Origin of the sequence: Streptomyces sp. NPDC055962, from assembly GCF_042270185.1 — a bacterium.
GTDB lineage: Bacteria > Actinomycetota > Actinomycetes > Streptomycetales > Streptomycetaceae > Streptomyces.
Window position 1 is genome coordinate 449,561 of sequence record NZ_JBHJYN010000001.1, and the last position, 15,603, is coordinate 465,163.

Annotated in this window: 15 protein-coding genes; all 15 read right to left on the minus strand. The window is 69.6% G+C overall.

What is annotated here, in order from left to right:
* Positions 1–22: 22 nt before the first annotated feature.
* The gene (locus ACFC51_RS01980; protein ID WP_376373761.1) at positions 23–838 is read right to left on the minus strand and encodes a F0F1 ATP synthase subunit delta; all 816 of its coding nucleotides are present in this window, start codon (positions 836–838) and stop codon (positions 23–25) included.
* Complete coding sequence (locus ACFC51_RS01985; protein WP_329232901.1) at positions 835–1,380, minus strand: F0F1 ATP synthase subunit B; 546 nt, start codon at positions 1,378–1,380, stop codon at positions 835–837. The genes ACFC51_RS01980 and ACFC51_RS01985 overlap by 4 nt, the downstream gene beginning before the upstream one ends.
* A gap of 42 nt (positions 1,381–1,422) precedes the next feature.
* Positions 1,423–1,668 carry an ATP synthase F0 subunit C gene (gene atpE / locus ACFC51_RS01990; protein WP_014048348.1) on the minus strand — a complete coding sequence of 82 codons (246 nt, stop codon included), beginning with the start codon at positions 1,666–1,668 and terminating at the stop codon, positions 1,423–1,425.
* 76 nt (positions 1,669–1,744) lie between these two features.
* Positions 1,745–2,560 carry a F0F1 ATP synthase subunit A gene (atpB, locus tag ACFC51_RS01995; protein ID WP_329232899.1) on the minus strand — a complete coding sequence of 272 codons (816 nt, stop codon included), beginning with the start codon at positions 2,558–2,560 and terminating at the stop codon, positions 1,745–1,747.
* 222 nt (positions 2,561–2,782) lie between these two features.
* Complete coding sequence (locus tag ACFC51_RS02000; RefSeq protein ID WP_376373765.1) at positions 2,783–3,220, minus strand: hypothetical protein; 438 nt, start codon at positions 3,218–3,220, stop codon at positions 2,783–2,785.
* A gap of 262 nt (positions 3,221–3,482) precedes the next feature.
* Positions 3,483–4,865, minus strand: coding sequence for an MraY family glycosyltransferase (locus tag ACFC51_RS02005; protein ID WP_376373768.1), 1,383 nt, complete (start codon positions 4,863–4,865; stop codon positions 3,483–3,485).
* Between the two features lie 93 nt (positions 4,866–4,958).
* Positions 4,959–6,242 carry a serine hydroxymethyltransferase gene (glyA, locus tag ACFC51_RS02010; RefSeq protein WP_376526539.1) on the minus strand — a complete coding sequence of 428 codons (1,284 nt, stop codon included), beginning with the start codon at positions 6,240–6,242 and terminating at the stop codon, positions 4,959–4,961.
* Between the two features lie 110 nt (positions 6,243–6,352).
* Positions 6,353–6,994, minus strand: a complete 642-nt coding sequence (locus ACFC51_RS02015; RefSeq protein ID WP_073745241.1) for a protein-tyrosine-phosphatase — start codon at positions 6,992–6,994, stop codon at positions 6,353–6,355.
* Positions 6,991–7,638: an L-threonylcarbamoyladenylate synthase gene (locus ACFC51_RS02020; protein WP_376373775.1), complete on the minus strand. Its 648-nt coding sequence runs from the start codon at positions 7,636–7,638 to the stop codon at positions 6,991–6,993. The genes ACFC51_RS02015 and ACFC51_RS02020 overlap by 4 nt, the downstream gene beginning before the upstream one ends.
* Before the next feature lie 67 nt (positions 7,639–7,705).
* Complete coding sequence (gene prmC, locus ACFC51_RS02025) at positions 7,706–8,551, minus strand: peptide chain release factor N(5)-glutamine methyltransferase (protein WP_329232890.1); 846 nt, start codon at positions 8,549–8,551, stop codon at positions 7,706–7,708.
* Positions 8,552–8,597: 46 nt separating this feature from the next.
* Positions 8,598–9,674, minus strand: coding sequence for a peptide chain release factor 1 (gene prfA, locus ACFC51_RS02030; RefSeq protein WP_014154059.1), 1,077 nt, complete (start codon positions 9,672–9,674; stop codon positions 8,598–8,600).
* A gap of 153 nt (positions 9,675–9,827) precedes the next feature.
* The gene (gene rpmE / locus ACFC51_RS02035; protein ID WP_031091482.1) at positions 9,828–10,052 is read right to left on the minus strand and encodes a 50S ribosomal protein L31; all 225 of its coding nucleotides are present in this window, start codon (positions 10,050–10,052) and stop codon (positions 9,828–9,830) included.
* 177 nt (positions 10,053–10,229) lie between these two features.
* Positions 10,230–11,333 (minus strand): LCP family protein, encoded by a 1,104-nt coding sequence (locus ACFC51_RS02040; protein WP_376373780.1) that lies wholly within the window; start codon positions 11,331–11,333, stop codon positions 10,230–10,232.
* 183 nt (positions 11,334–11,516) lie between these two features.
* Positions 11,517–13,238: a trypsin-like serine protease gene (locus ACFC51_RS02045; RefSeq protein ID WP_376373782.1), complete on the minus strand. Its 1,722-nt coding sequence runs from the start codon at positions 13,236–13,238 to the stop codon at positions 11,517–11,519.
* Between the two features lie 157 nt (positions 13,239–13,395).
* Complete coding sequence (rho, locus tag ACFC51_RS02050) at positions 13,396–15,462, minus strand: transcription termination factor Rho (RefSeq protein WP_376373785.1); 2,067 nt, start codon at positions 15,460–15,462, stop codon at positions 13,396–13,398.
* Between the last annotated feature and the right edge of the window lie 141 nt (positions 15,463–15,603).

The following is a 15,603-nucleotide window of genomic DNA, read 5'->3' on the forward strand; positions in this document are numbered from 1 at the left end:
GCGGTGTGGGCGCTGCGCGCTGTCAGCCGGCCATCCTGCGGGTGACCTCTTCGAGGCGCTCCGCGATCGTGCCGTTGATGACCTCGTCACCGACGCGCACCGAGATCCCACCGAGGACCTCGGGGTCCACGTCCAGGTTCAGGTGCATCTGCCGGCCGTAGATCTTCGCCAGGGCCGCGCCGAGGCGCTGCTTCTGCCGATCGGACAGCGGCACCGCCGAGGTGACGACGGCGACCATGCGGTCCCGGCGCTCCGCGGCGAGCCTGGACAGGGAGTCGAGTCCCGCTTCCAGGCTACGTCCTCGGGGCTGGGTCACGAGGCGCGTGATCACACGCTCCGTGACCGGCTGGGCCTTGCCGCCGAGCAGGCTGCGGAGCAGCTCGCTCTTGGCGGAGCCCGTGGCCGACTTGCTGGTCAGGGCCGACCGCAGTGCCACGTCGGAGGAGACGATCCGGCCGAACCGGAACAGCTCGTCCTCGACGTCGTCGAGCACACCCGCGCGCTGGGCAGCGGTGAGGTCGGCGGTGTTCGCCAGCTCCTCGGCCGCGTCGACCAGGTCACGCGACTGCGACCAGCGGGAACGGACCATGCCGGAGACCAGGTCCACGGCTTCGCCGCCCACCTGTCCGCTCAGCAGTCGCCCGGCCAGCTCGGCCTTGGCCTCGCCGCCCTGCGACGGGTCGGTCAGGACCCGGCGCAGCGACACCTCGCGGTGGAGCAGCGCGGTGACGGCTGCCAGCTCCTCGGCGAGCTTCGCCGCGTCGACCGACGTGGAGTCGGTCAGTGCGTCGAGGCGCTCGCGTGCGGCGGCCAGCGCCTCGCGGCTCGCTCCGTTCATCGGACGGCCTCGGCCTTCGCCTCGAGCTCGTCGAGGAACCGGTCGACGGTGCCGCTCTGCCGGGCGTGGTCCTCGAGGGACTCGCCGACGAGCTTGCCGGCCAGGGCGGTGGCGAGGGAGCCCACGTCCTGACGCAGCGCGGACGCCGCGGCCTTGCGGTCGGCCTCGATCTGGGCGTGGCCGGCCGCGATGATCTCCTCGCGCTGCCGCTGACCCTCCGCCCTCATCTCCTGGATGATGACGGCACCCTGCTCCTGCGCCTCCTGGCGCAGACGGGCGGCCTCGTGGCGGGCCTCGGCGAGCTGAGCCTTGTACTGCTCAAGAACGCTCTGGGCCTCGGTCTGGGCCGCATCGGCCTTCTCGATACCGCCTTCGATGGCCTCGCGGCGCTCTTCCAGAACCTTGTTGATGTTCGGGAGGAGCTTCTTGGCGAGGAAACCGAAGACGATGGCGAAGGCGATGAGGCCGATGATGATCTCAGGCACCGCGGGAAGCAGCGGGTTCTGGATCTCTTCTTCGGACGCCAGCAGTAGGGCGTTCACATCAATGCCTTTCGTCGCTTCGGGCAGTGGTAATGCCGCGAATTAGTCGACCGGGTAGACGAAGGGCATGACGAGACCGATCAGGGCGAGCGCCTCACAGAGCACGAAGCCGAGGATCTGGTTCGAGCGGATCAGGCCGGCAGCTTCGGGCTGGCGGGCCAGCGCCTGGGTGCCGTTACCGAAGATGATGCCGACGCCGACGCCGGGGCCGATCGCGGCGAGGCCGTAGCCGATGGAACCGAGGTTGCCCGTGATGTTGACGGCGGCGAGGGTCTCAAGAGCGGACATGCCGTTTCTTCCTTCTCTTTCAGAACCGGTGGGGGTTGGCCACCGGACGACTATCGGGGGTGGAGCCGGGTGCTGCTCAGTGGTTCTCTGCGAGAGCGCCCTGGATGTAGTTGCAGGCCAGAAGGACGAACACGTAGGCCTGCAGCGCCTGGATGAACAGCTCGAAGGCGGTCATCAGGATGGTCATCACGAACGAGACACCGGCGTAGGCGATGCCGATGCCGTTCAGCAGGTACCAGCTGGCGATCGTGAAGATCAGCAGCAGCACGTGGCCGGCGAACATGTTGGCGAAGAGTCGCACGGCGTGGGTGAACGGCCGGATCAGCAGGTTCGACATGATCTCGATGAGCATGACGAACGGGAGGGCCGGGCCGATCGACGGGTCGTAGCCGGAGATGTTCTTCCAGCCACCGACGAAACCGTGCCGCTTGAAGGTCAGGCTGACCCAGAGGATGTACACGATCGCGGCCAGCGCCACCGGGAACCCGATGACCGAGACCACCGGGAACTGGGCGAAGGGAATGATCGCCCAGAGGTTCATGATCCAGATGAAGAAGAACAGCGAGACCATGAGGGGCACGTACTTCTTGCCCTCGCGCTTGCCGAGCGTCTCGTACACCACACCGGTGCGGATGAAGTCGTAACCCGCCTCGGCGACCATCTGGAGCTTTCCGGGCACGACCTTCGGCTTGTTGAAGGCCGCCCAGAAGAAGCCGACGACGACAACGGTGCTCAGGACCGCCAGCAGCATCGGCTTGTTGATCTCGATGCCGCCGACGGTGAACATCGGCTCGAAAACAAAGGAGTGCAGGCCAGGAGCCGGGAAGCCGCATCCGTCGAAGATGTGGCAGTCGGTCTCGAAGGCGAGCACCGTCGTCGGGTCAGCACTCACCGCGGGCTCCTTCAGCGTGGCGCATAGGTACGGCAACCTCGTTGTGTCGGCGCGGCAAGCAGCCGCTGGTCGGCACTGGACTGGTTTTACGGATGGGGGGCGGCTCAGGCATTGCGCCTCGCGATGAAGCAGGCGCCGATTTTGATGCCCGCGCCCGCAGTGCCGCAGTTGGCACCGGACGATAGCAGGGTCTCGAACGCTCGCTTATCCCGGCCCTACCCCTCACGTCGAAGACCCCGTGTTCTCGGGCGTCTTGCCCGCGGACGGGTCCGGCTCGACGTAAAGGATCTTGGTCTTCATGTGCACACGGATCTGCGCCGCGACCCACGCGAGCGTCGCCGCGATCAGCGAGGCGGCGAAGGCCCTCGGGTTGAACAGCGTCGTGTTCTGGAAGGCGGCCACGAAGACGAACAGCAGCAGCAGTTCGACCGTGTACAGCACCAGCCCCATGGCCTGGAACAGGTGGGGCAGGGACTTCGCCGTACGCTGCAGGACGCCGAGCCCGATCCCCATGAAGAGGATCACCACCAGCGTCCCGACGGCCGCACCGATCGCCCCCTTGCCGCCTGCGAGCGCAGCGCTGACAGCGACGGCGACCACACCGACGGCAGCGGTGGGCACGGCGGTGTGAAGGAGAGTCCGGACGTCGTTGGACGGCATGGCGGTTACTCCGCATTGCAGGGGGTGGGCAGTGGTCGTCAGGGACGAGCGTAGGCCCGGTCCGAGTCGATACCTCGGGCCGAGGGACCGTGCTACTCAGGTCCTTCGGCTCCTCACCGGGCTTCGTGAACGGTATCACAAACTATTTGATGAGGTCTTTACTCAGAAAGTGTGCCAGCTGTCACACATGAGAGTTAACCCGCGCGTCTGTGCAGAACATCACGGCGCATTGTCTGGTATGGGGACTTCTGCACCGTGGTCGCTAACGCGGCGAATCGGCACGGTCCCGATCTGTGAACCGCGAACGGGGGCCGATCGCGGTCGCTCCGTTGACGCCGGAGACCCCCACGGCCACCGGGGGCCTGTCCGGCACCGGGGAGGCCATGTGCGAGCCGTCGAGGTCCTGTTGGCCCCGCGAGGTCGCGTCCGCGGTGTCCGCGGACTCCTCGTGGTCCCGGTGCCGGCGCCTGCGGTAGCGCGGCGGCACGAAGGACTCGGCCCAGAGCGGGGCGCGCGGGGTGAAGCGCGGCATGAGCAGCAGGATGAGGCCCACCGCGCTGAGCCCCACGATGACCAGCACGATCCAGAGGGACGCGGAGTGGACGGAGTAGCCGACGGCGCCGAACGCGATCAGCGCCGACCAGAAGTACATGATCAGCACGGACCTGCTGTGCGAGTGCCCGATCTCCAGCAGCCGGTGGTGCAGGTGCCCGCGGTCGGCGGCGAACGGCGACTGGCCGTTCCAGGTACGCCGCACGATGGCCAGCACCAGGTCGGCGGCCGGGATCGCGATGATCGTCAGCGGCAGCAGCAGCGGGATGAAGACGGGCAGCATCGCGTGGGTCGCCTGCCGTTCGCTGCCCTCCAGGAAGAGCTTCATGACGTCCGGGTCGACCTGTCCGGTGACGGAGATCGCGCCGGCGGCCAGCACCAGGCCGATGAGCATCGAGCCGGAGTCGCCCATGAAGATCCGGGCGGGGTGCATGTTGTGCGGGAGGAAGCCGAGGCACATGCCCATCAGGACCGCGGCGAAGAGCGTCGCCGGGGCGGCCGCCTCGATGCCGTACCCGTACCAGAGCCGGTAGGTGTACAGGAAGAACGCCGCGGACGCGATGCAGACCATGCCGGCCGCGAGGCCGTCCAGCCCGTCGACGAAGTTGACCGCGTTGATGGTGATCACGACCAGCGCGACCGTGAGCAGCGTGCCCTGCCACTGCGTGAGCGCGACCGTGCCGACACCGGGGATGGGCAGCCACAGGATCGTCAGACCCTGGATGACCATGACGGCGGCGGCGATCATCTGCCCGCCGAGCTTGATCAGCGCGTCGATCTCGAACTTGTCGTCCAGGACGCCGATCAGCCAGATCAGGGCGGCCCCGGAGAGCAGGGCCCGGGGTTCGTTGGACAGCTCGAAGACGCTGTTCAGGTTGAACAGGTGGTCCGCGACGATCAGGCCCGCGCACAGTCCGCCGAACATGGCGATGCCACCGAGCCGAGGTGTCGGTTCCCGGTGTACGTCACGCGCGCGGATCGCGGGCATCGCCCCGACCGCGATGGCGAACTTCCGCACCGGTCCGGTCAGCAGATAGGTCACTGCGGCCGTGACACAGAGCGTCAGCAGGTAATCACGCACGGGCTGCCCCACAGATTTCGCCGGCCATCTCAGCCCCACACCCTAGTCTCATGAGCAAGGACACCGAGCCACGGGTGTTGGTTGCACATGCCTCATCAGGGCCGTCTACCCCGGATACGGCGGATTGCGCTCCGTCATCGCGCGCACCTCGGCCCGCGTGCGGGCGGCGTCGTCCTCCGCCCGTACGGCCGCACCGAGCAGCGACGCGATCCGGGCCATGTCGTCCTCGTCCATGCCCTGCGTGGTGACGGCGGCGGTGCCGAGCCGGATGCCGCGCGCGTCCCCGTACGGCAGTGCGCAGGTGTCCAACACCATGCCGGCGGCCATCAGCCGCTCGCGGGCGGTACGCGCGTCGACGCCCAGCGGGCCGGGGTCCGCGACGACGATGTGGGTGTCCGTGCCGCCCGTGGTGACCTCGAAGCCCTCGGCCTCGAGAGCGGCGGCCAGGACCCGGGCGTGCGCGACGACCCGGTGGGCGTAGACCGCGAAGCCGGGGGCTGCCGCCTCCCCGAAGGCGACGGCCTTCGCCGCGACCGTGTGCATCTGGGCGCCGCCCTGGGTGAACGGGAACACCGCGCGGTCGATCCGCTCGGAGAGCTCGGCACCGCAGAGGATCATCCCGCCGCGCGGTCCGCGCAGCACCTTGTGCGTCGTGGCGCACACCACGTCGGCGTAGGGCACCGGGCTGGGCGCCGCTCCCCCGGCGATCAGCCCCATCGGATGGGCGGCGTCCGCGATCAGGTACGCGCCGGCCTCGTCCGCGATGTCCCGGAACTCCTCGTAGTCGGGGTGCCGGGGGTACGAGATCGATCCGCAGACGATCGCCTTGGGGCGCCGGGCCCGGGCGAGGGCGCGCACCTGCGCGTAGTCGATGAGCCCGCTGTCGGGGTCGACGCCGTAACCGGCGAACTCGAACCAGCGCCCGGAGAAGTTGCCCGGAGCGCCGTGGGTGAGGTGTCCCCCGTACGGGAGGCCCATGGCCAGCACCGTGTCGCCGGGGCGCAGGAGGGCGGCGTAGGCCGCCAGGACGGCCGAGGAGCCGGAGTGCGGCTGGACGTTGGCGTGCTCGGCGCCGAAGAGCGACATGGCCCGCCGGACCGCGACGCGTTCGGCGGCGTCGGCCTGCTCGCAGCCGCCGTGGTGACGGGCACCGGGGTAGCCCTCGGCGTACTTGTTGGCGAGCGGGGAGCCGAGGGCGGCGAGGACCGCGGGCGAGGTGAAGTTCTCGGCGGCGACGAGCTGGAGCGTGCTCGACTGCCGGCCGGTCTCGGCCAGGAGGATGCCCCCGACCTCCGGGTCCTGTCGGAGCAGGGCGCCGAAGTCCTGCGGCAGGGCGGTCTCCGACGCGGAGAGCGGCGGCGCGGGTGCGGCTGGAGTGGTGACCGGCATCTGACGGCTCCGGGCCTGGAGGAGGGGGGTGCGTGGCGTCAGATCCAATGTAGGCCCGCCCCGGGCGGCCTGCCCGCTGCCGGGCGCCCCTCTACGCCGGTCGGCGCACCTCAGTGCGGGGCGCGCACTCCGGTCAGTGCCGTCATGACCGGATCGAGCGCCTGGCTGATCTCGTCGCCGATGGAGCGGAAGAACGTGATCGGCGCGCCGTACGGGTCGTAGACCTCGTCGGCCTCCGCCGTGGGTGCCAGCAGCCATCCGCGCAGGGCCGCCGCGGCGCGCACCAGCGCGCGGGCGCGCTCGACGACGCCCTCCTCGCGGGCGTCGGGCAGCGTCGCGGGGTCGATGGCCCGCACCAGACGGGTGAACTCCTTGAGGGTGAAGGTCCGCAGGCCCGCCGAGTGGCCCATGGAGATCACCTGGGCGCGGTGGTCGCGGGTGGCGGTGAGGACCAGGTCCGCGCGGATCACGTGCTCGTCGAGGAGCTCACGGCCGACGAATCCGGTGGCGTCCGCGCCGAAGTCGGCGAGGACGACCTCGGCGTTGGCCTCCATGGGTGCGCCCTCGTGCCCCCAGGTGCCGGCGCTCTCCACGATGAGGCCGCCGCTGAGCGGGTCGCCGAGCCGGTCCACGAGGGCATGGCGGGTCAGCCGCTCGGTGATGGGCGAGCGGCAGACGTTGCCGGTGCTGACGTGGAGGATGCGGAAAGTGTCGTGCTGCCCCGCTATGCCACGCCCCTCAGGGGCGGTCAATTGGCCACCTCGAGGTCGGGTACCACCTTGCGGAGTTCCTCGACCGTGAGCGCGCCGGCCCGCAACAGGACCGGGACCTTGCCGGTGACGTCGACGATGGACGACGGGACGATACCGGGCGTCGGGCCGCCGTCGAGGTAGACGGAGACGCTGTCGCCGAGCATGCCCTGGGCCGCGTCGCAGTCCTCGGGCGAGGGGTGTCCGGTGAGGTTGGCGCTGGAGACGGCCATCGGGCCGACCTCCGTGAGCAGCTCGATGGCGACCGGGTGCAGGGGCATCCGTACGGCGACGGTGCCCCGCGTGTCGCCGAGGTCCCACTGGAGCGACGGCTGGTGCCTGGCGACGAGCGTCAGGGCACCGGGCCAGAACGCGTCGACGAGCTCCCACGCCTGCTCGGAGAAGTCGGTGACCAGGCCGTGCAGGGTGTTCGGGGAGCCGATCAGGACAGGGGTCGGCATGTTGCGTCCGCGGCCCTTGGCGTCCAGCAGGTCGGCGACCGCCTCCGAGCTGAAGGCGTCCGCACCGATCCCGTACACGGTGTCGGTGGGCAGCACGACCAGTTCGCCGCGGCGGACGGCGGACGCGGCTTCACGCAGGCCGGTCGTACGGTCGGTCGCGTCGTTGCAGTCGTATCGCCGTGCCATCAGCCGGCCTCCTCGGACATGTACGGGTGGGGCGGGTAGGGATCGTGCGGTGCCGGTGTCCCGGTGGTCACGGCATGGCCTTGCGGGCCGTCGCGAACCGGGGGCGCTTGTTGAGGTCGGGGTGGTCGGCCGCGTCGGCCCAGCCCCGCTCCTCGGTGAAGATCCACGGCACCTGGCCGCCCTGGGTGTCGGCGTGCTCGATGACGACGAGCCCGCCGGGGCGGAGCAGGCGGTGGGCGGTGCGTTCGATGCCGCGGATGGTGTCGAGGCCGTCCTCGCCGGAGAAGAGGGCCATCTGCGGGTCGTGGTCGCGGGCCTCCGGCGCCACGTACTCCCACTCGGTGAGCGGGATGTAGGGCGGGTTGGAGATGACCAGGTCGACCTGTCCGTCGAGCTCGGGAAGGGCGCTCAGGGCGTCGCCGCGGTGGACGGTGACCCTGGACCCCTCGGCGTTCTTCCGGGTCCACCTCAGGGCGTCCTCGGACAGCTCGACAGCGTGCACACGCGAACGCGGCACCTCCTGCGCCATGGCGAGCGCGATCGCGCCCGATCCGGTGCAGAGATCGACGATGAGGGGTTCCACGACGTCCATCGCGCGTACGGCGTCTATCGCCCAGCCGACGACCGACTCGGTCTCCGGGCGGGGCACGAAGACGCCCGGCCCGACCTGGAGCTCCAGGTAGCGGAAGAAGGCGCGGCCGGTGATGTGCTGGAGCGGCTCGCGGTTCTCGCGGCGGGCGATCGTCTCCCAGTAGCGGGCGTCGAAGTCGGCGTCCGGCACGTGGTGCAGTTCGCCCCGCTTGACGCCGTGCACGAACGCGGCGAGTTCCTCGGCGTCGAATCGCGGTGAGGGGACACCGGCGTCGGCCAGCCGCTGGGTGGCCTGGGCCACCTCGGCGAGCAGCAGGTTCATCGCGGTTCTCCGTACGGGTTCACGAGCGGGGCGGGGCGGGTGCGGCTTATGCGGCGGCGAGCTTGGCGGCGGAGTCGGCGTCGACGCAGGCCTGGATGACCGCGTCGAGGTCACCGTCGAGCACCTGGTCCAAGTTGTACGCCTTGAAGCCGACGCGGTGGTCCGAGATCCGGTTTTCCGGGAAGTTGTACGTCCGGATCTTCTCGGAGCGGTCCACGGTGCGCACCTGGCTGCGGCGCACGTCGGAGGCTTCCTGCTCGGCGGCCTCCTGGGCGGCGGCCAGCAGCCGGGACCGCAGGATGCGCATGGCCTGCTCCTTGTTCTGGAGCTGGCTCTTCTCGTTCTGGCAGGACGCGACGACACCGGTCGGCAGGTGCGTGATGCGGACGGCGGAGTCCGTGGTGTTGACGGACTGGCCGCCGGGCCCGGAGGAGCGGTAGACGTCGATGCGGAGGTCGTTGGCGTGGATCTCGACGTCGACCTCCTCCGCCTCGGGCGTCACGAGCACGCCGGCGGCGGAGGTGTGGATACGGCCCTGCGACTCGGTGGAGGGCACGCGCTGCACGCGGTGCACCCCGCCCTCGTACTTCATCCGCGCCCAGACGCCCTGGCCGGGCTCGGTGGCGCCGTTGCCGCCCTTGGTCTTCACGGCGACCTGGACGTCCTTGTAGCCGCCGAGCTCGGACTCGGTGGAGTCGATGATCTCGGTCTTCCAGCCGACGCGCTCGGCGTAGCGCAGGTACATGCGCAGGAGGTCGCCGGCGAACAGGGCGGACTCGTCGCCGCCCGCGCCCGCCTTGATCTCCAGGAGGACGTCCTTGTCGTCGCTGGGGTCGCGCGGGACCAGGAGGAGGCGGAGCTTCTCGGTGATCTCCTCGCGCTGCTTCTCCAGGACCTTGACCTCGGCGGCGAAGTCCGGGTCGTCGGCCGCGAATTCGCGGGCGGTCCCGATGTCGTCGCCGGTCTGCTTCCAGGACCGGTAGGTGGAGACGATCGGGGTCAGCTCCGCGTAGCGCTTGTTGAGCTTGCGCGCGTTGGCCTGGTCGGCGTGGACCGACGGGTCGGCGAGCTTCTTCTCGAGATCGGCGTGCTCGCCGATCAGTTCCTCGACCGCCTCGAACATCTTCGGGCTCCTGGTTTCTGCGTCATACGTCTGCGGGCCTGCTGGACGGTGTGCCTCCGGTGCCGCGCCCCGCGGGGCGGCCGGCCGCACAGCCGGAAAAAACGCCGGCCCCGGCGCCCGGTGAGGGGCGTCGGGAACCGGCGCAGTGGCTCGCTACTTGCTGGCGGAGCCGGCGGCCTTGCCGAAGCGGGCCTCGAAGCGGGCCACACGGCCACCGGTGTCGAGGATCTTCTGCTTGCCCGTGTAGAACGGGTGGCACTCGGAGCAGACGTCGGCACGGATCGCGCCGCCGTCGAGGGTGCTCCGGGTGGTGAACGACGCGCCACAGGTGCAGCTGACCTGGGTCTCGACGTACTGGGGGTGAATCTCGCGCTTCAAGGTGTCTCCTAGTTTCGGGAGGGCTCCGGGTCGTTCGCGCGGATTGCGCGTCCGTGAACCGGGGCCGACGTACCAGTCTGCCAGGACCGGCCGTATCTCCCAAAACGAGGACCCTGCCCCGCATATTCCCGGGCGGTCCGGGGTACTGTGCGCGGCCGCACGGTGACGGAACGTGCGCTACCGCACGACCTTCCCCGCATCGCCCTTGTCGCCGGCCGACTTCGCGGTGGCGGACGCCGGGATGGGCCTGTCGTGCTTGAGCGCCGCCCACACCTGCTGTCCGGCCTTCTCCTGGGGCAGCACCCGGTTCGGGGACTCGGGGTCGTACTCCACGGGCAGGGTGACCATGTCGACGTGCGACGAGCCGAGGCCCTTGAGCCCGTTGGCGAAGCCCGTGAGCTTCTTGACGGAGGCCAGCTCGGAGTCGGTGGTGACGGCCTTGGTCGCGGTGTCGGCGAGCCCGAAGAGCTTCTGCGGGTCGGAGAAGACACCCACGCTCTTCGTCTGGTCCATCAAGGCCTTGACGAAAGCCTGCTGGAGCTGGATCCGGCCCAGGTCGCTGCCGTCCCCGACGCTCTCACGCGTACGGACGAGACCGAGGGACTGCTCCCCGCTCAGGGTGTGCGGGCCGGGCTTCAGCGCGAGGTGGCTGTTGGGGTCGTCGATCGCCTTCGCGGTGGTGATCTTCACCCCGCCGAGTTCGTCGATGAGCTTCTTGAACCCGGTGAAGTCGACCTCGACGTAGTGGTCCATGCGGATGCCGGACATCTTCTCGACGGTCTTCACGGCACAGGCGGGTCCGCCGACGGCGTACGCCGTGTTGAACATCGCCTGCTTCTGCCCGCCGACCTGCTCGCCGGTGGTGTCGCTCGCGCAGGCGGGGCGGTCGACGAGGGTGTCCCTCGGGACGGAGACGACGCTCGCCGAGGTGTGGCCCTTGTCCACGTGGACGACCATCGCGGTGTCCGACCGCGCGGAACCCTGGTCCTCGCCGTACTTCGCGTTGGCGCCGGAACGGGAGTCCGATCCGAGCACCAGGATGTCCTGGGAGCCGTCGTCCACGTCGCGGGGACGCTCGGTGCCCAGCGCCGCGTCGATGTCGACGCCCTTCAGGTTTCCGTTGAGGGTGACGTAGGCGTAACCGAGCCCGGACCCGCCGACGACCACCAGGGCGGCCGCCCCCCACAGGGCGATCCGCTTCACCCGGCGGGCCCGCGACGGCTTCCTCCGGCGGCTGCCGGTGCCACGTATTCGGCCGGTGCTCCTGCTCTGCTCGCTCATGCGCTCCCTCTTCCGCTGCTCGCTGTTACCCCCTGCCGTGGTGCACGGGCGTGGTCCGGCGTCACTCGGTGGGACAGCCGGAGCAGCGAGAAGCGTTGCACAACGAGCCGAGGCCCCCGTCCGGCGACGGGGGCCTCGGCAGGAGCGGGCGAGCATCCGGAAACCGGCGGCTCACCTGGCGTTTCAGCCGACCGTGTAGTAGCTGTTCCAGCCGGTTCCGAGCTTCACCTGTGTGGCAAAGATCTCCGATGTGCCCACGCCTGTCCCCTTGAGGAGGTACAGCGCGCCCGCGGGCGTACGTGCCACCAGGTCGGACTTGGCGTCCCCGTTGACGTCACCCGGCGTGACGAGCAGGTCGTAGGCGGACCAGTTGCTGCGGACCACGACGGGAGCCTCGAACGGGGCGGTGGACTTGCCGGTGCCCTTGGCGATGTAGAGGTCGTTCGTCCCCCCGCGACGCAGGAGCAGGTCGTTCTTGCCGTCGTAGGTGAAGTCACCGTGGCCGCGGACCTGGTTGTACACCTGGTAGCCGGTCGCAGCCTTGACTGCGGTGTTGAACTTCCCGTTCCCGTAGCTCGGGTACACCATGAGGTCGCCCGTCGAGGTGACTGCGAGGACGTCGCCCTTGCCGTCGTTGTTCACGTCGCCCGGGGCGACGATCGCACGCACGGTCTTCCAGCCGCTGAACATCTTCGTCTTCGCGTACGTCGAGCTGCTCGCGGAGCGGTGGAGCCAGTACACGTCCCCGGTGGAGGCCTGGCGGGCGATCAGGTCCTCGTAGCCGTCGCGGTCGAGGTCCGTCTGCACCAGGAGGTTGTACTCGCTGTACGAGCCGGCGAAGGTCTTGCGCGCCGCGAGGGCCTCACCGGTGGAGTTGAAGGTGTAGCCGGTGGCGCCGGTGCTCCGGGCGAACAGGTCCGCACGGTGGTCACCGCTGAAGCTGGTGTCGTCGATCCGGGGCTGGATCGAGCGGTAGTACGTCGAGACCTTGGTGTACACGTCGTACGTGCCCTGCATGTTGCAGGCTTCCAGGTCGCTGGCCACGCCCCACGAGGTGAGGCCGATGACCCGGCCGCTCACGAACATGGGGCTGCCCGAGTCACCGGGGCAGGTGGACTTGCCCGTGGAGTCGTTGCCCGTGCCACCCACACCCGCGCAGATCATGTGACCGGGCTTGTAGGCGCCCGGCGTGCTGACCGCCGTGTCGAGGTTCTCCGAGCACTCGGCGTCCGATCGGAGCGGCTGCTCCAGCCGGAGAAGGGTGTCCGACAGCGGCGAGAAGTCCCAGTCCGAGCCGGTCATGCCCCAGCCGTACGTGGTGGCCACGGTGCCGGGCGTGTAACGGGCGTTGTCACCGTACGAGGCGGGCTGCGCAGGGGTGTAGGACAGCGGCTTGGAGAGCGTCAGCAGCGCGATGTCGTTGTCGATCGCGTCCGCGTTGTAGCTGCCCGCGAAATAGGAGCGGGTGATGCCGACCGCGGTGCCCTCGTCATTGGGGCCTCCCGCCAGCTTGGCCGTCCCGGCGAGAACCATGCCCCGCCCGGCCATGTCGAGCGCTTTGCCGTTCTCGTCCGTCACGCAATGTGCGGCCGTCATCACCTTGTTGGGGGCGACGAGCGTTCCGCCACAGGTGAAGTAGAAGTAGCCGTCGTTGTCGAACTCGAAGAGGAGCTGGACCATCCAGGGGGCACTACTGAATGCGGTGCTGGTGCCGCCGATGATGCGCGCGGACTTGCCCTTGGTGCTGACCACGGTGGCGCCCTTGGGAGGCAGGAACCGCTCACCGCCGTCTGCGGCATGGGCGTTCACCACCAGACCGCTTCCCAGCAACGCGAGCGCCGCGACGCCGGCGCCTATCAGTCTTCGAAGTTTCCGTACCGGTCCGGCATGACGCGATATGCGCACGCAGATCTCCCGTTGTTCAATGGCATTTCAGAGAATGTGTGCCGTATGTGGGGGGAGAGTGACGGCCAGTTGATGTTACACACAGAAATCCGCCCCGTCACTCGAGTAACGGGGCGGATTCCAGGGGTGCTTGAGCTGTCCTGATTCAGATGTCCGGTCAGTCGTTGTTGCCGTTGCCCGGCGTCGTCTTCTGGATCTGGAGCAGGAACTCCGCGTTGGACTGCGTCTTCTTCATGCGGTCCAGCAGGAGCTCGATGGCCTGCTGCTGGTCGAGGGCGTGGAGCACCCGGCGCAGCTTCCAGACGACGGCCAGCTCGTCGGTACCGAGCAGGATCTCTTCCTTACGGGTACTGGACGCGTCGACGTCCACCGCCGGGAAGATGCGCTTGTCGGAGAGCTTCCGGTCGAGCTTGAGCTCCATGTTGCCCGTGCCCTTGAACTCCTCGAAGATCACCTCGTCCATGCGCGAGCCGGTCTCGACGAGCGCGGTGGCCAGGATCGTCAGCGAGCCGCCGTCCTCGATGTTGCGCGCGGCACCGAAGAAGCGCTTCGGCGGGTACAGCGCGGTCGAGTCGACACCACCGGACAGGATGCGGCCGGACGCCGGTGCCGCCAGGTTGTAGGCGCGGCCCAGACGGGTGATCGAGTCCAGCAGGACCACGACGTCGTGGCCCAGCTCCACGAGGCGCTTCGCGCGCTCGATGGCGAGCTCGGCGACCGTGGTGTGGTCCTCGGCGGGACGGTCGAAGGTCGAGGAGATGACCTCGCCCTTCACCGACCGCTGCATGTCGGTGACCTCTTCCGGACGCTCGTCGACGAGGACGACCATCAGGTGGCACTCGGGGCTGTTGACCGTGATCGCGTTGGCGATGGCCTGGAGGATCATGGTCTTACCGGTCTTCGGCGGGGCCACGATCAGGCCTCGCTGGCCCTTGCCGATCGGTGCGACCAGGTCGATGATCCGGGTGGTCAGGACGTTGGAGTCGGTCTCCAGACGGAGCCGGTCCTGCGGGTACAGCGGGGTCAGCTTCTGGAACTCGGGGCGGCCACGGCCGCTCTCCGGCGCCATGCCGTTGACGGAGTCCAGGCGGACCAGCGCGTTGAACTTCTCGCGGCGCTCGCCGTCCTTGGGCTGGCGCACCGCTCCGGTGACGTGGTCACCCTTGCGCAGGCCGTTCTTGCGGACCTGGGCGAGCGAGACGTACACGTCGTTCGGGCCCGGCAGGTAGCCGGAGGTCCGGATGAACGCGTAGTTGTCGAGGATGTCGAGGATGCCCGCGACGGGGATCAGGACGTCGTCGTCGGCCACCTGGACGTCGGTCGCGAAGTCGTCGCGGCCACGACGGCCACGGCGGTCGCGGTAGCGGCCCCGGCGGCCGCGCCGGCCGCCCTCGTCGTCGAAACCGTCGTCCTGCTGGGGGCCGCCGCCCTGCGGGCCCTGGTTCTGGCCGCCGCCCTGCTGGCCCTGACGGCGTCCGCCGCCCTGCTGGCCCTGGTCGTCGCCCTTGCCCCGGCGGTCGCGCTGGCGGTCCCGGCGGTCACCGCGGTCACCGCGGTCCTGGCGGTCACCGCGACGGCCGTCCTGGCGGTCGCCGCGACGGCCCTCGGCGGTGTCCGTGGCGGACTCCGCCTTCGCGTCGGCCTTCGCCTCGCCGCGCTCGTCGGTGCGGTCCTGACGGCCCTCGCCCTTCGGCTCGGACTTCGGCTCCGCCTTGGGCTCGGTCCTGGCCTCCGCCTTGGACTCGCCCTTGGTGTCGGGGCTGCCCGCCTGCGCGGTGGCCCGGCGGCGGCGACGCTCGCCCGCGGGCTGCTCGTCGCTGGCCGGCTGACCGGGAATGTCGATCTGCTGCTGGGCGGCGGCCTTGTCGGCGGCCGGGGCGGCAGCGGTCTCGTCACCGGTGCGCGTCTTGGACGTGGCGCGCCGCTTCGGCTTGCTCGCGGCATCCGTACCGGCGGACGCGGCGGCCTTGGAGGCGGGGGCGGAGGAGCCTCCGGCCTGCGCCTCCTTGATGACCTCGATCAGCTGGCTCTTGCGCATCCGCGCAGTTCCCCTGATGCCGAGGCCGGACGCGACCTGCTGCAGCTCGGCCAGGACCATGCCCTCGAGGCCGGTGCCGGAGCGGCGGCGCCGTGCGGTGGTGCCAGTGGCAGCACCTTCGGCGGGCACGGAGCTGTCGACGTTCTTGTCGGCAGTCACGCCCATCAGATCGGTGGTGTCGCTCACGAAGGGTCCTTCCCTGGAGCGGACGTCGGCCTTCTGGCTCGGCGACCGGTTGTGCTGTCCGACTGCGGTCTGTTGATCGTGTCGATCGCGGACCTTGCCGGGGCGGTGGTCCGCCGGGTACGGCGGAGAGACGAATGTGCG

Excerpts from the sequence above, each read along its gene's own strand:
- prfA (WP_014154059.1), bottom strand. The coding sequence starts at position 9,674 with ATGTTCGAGGCGGTCGAGGAACTGATCGGCGAGCACGCCGATCTCGAG.
- ACFC51_RS02020 (WP_376373775.1), bottom strand. The coding sequence starts at position 7,638 with ATGGCACGGCGATACGACTGCAACGACGCGACCGACCGTACGACCGGC.
- glyA (WP_376526539.1), bottom strand. The coding sequence starts at position 6,242 with ATGCCGGTCACCACTCCAGCCGCACCCGCGCCGCCGCTCTCCGCGTCG.
- atpE (WP_014048348.1), bottom strand. The coding sequence starts at position 1,668 with ATGTCCGCTCTTGAGACCCTCGCCGCCGTCAACATCACGGGCAACCTC.
- ACFC51_RS02040 (WP_376373780.1), bottom strand. The coding sequence starts at position 11,333 with ATGAGCGAGCAGAGCAGGAGCACCGGCCGAATACGTGGCACCGGCAGC.
- ACFC51_RS01980 (WP_376373761.1), bottom strand. The coding sequence starts at position 838 with ATGAACGGAGCGAGCCGCGAGGCGCTGGCCGCCGCACGCGAGCGCCTC.
- ACFC51_RS02000 (WP_376373765.1), bottom strand. The coding sequence starts at position 3,220 with ATGCCGTCCAACGACGTCCGGACTCTCCTTCACACCGCCGTGCCCACC.
- prmC (WP_329232890.1), bottom strand. The coding sequence starts at position 8,551 with ATGAACCTGCTGCTCGCCGAGGTGGCCCAGGCCACCCAGCGGCTGGCC.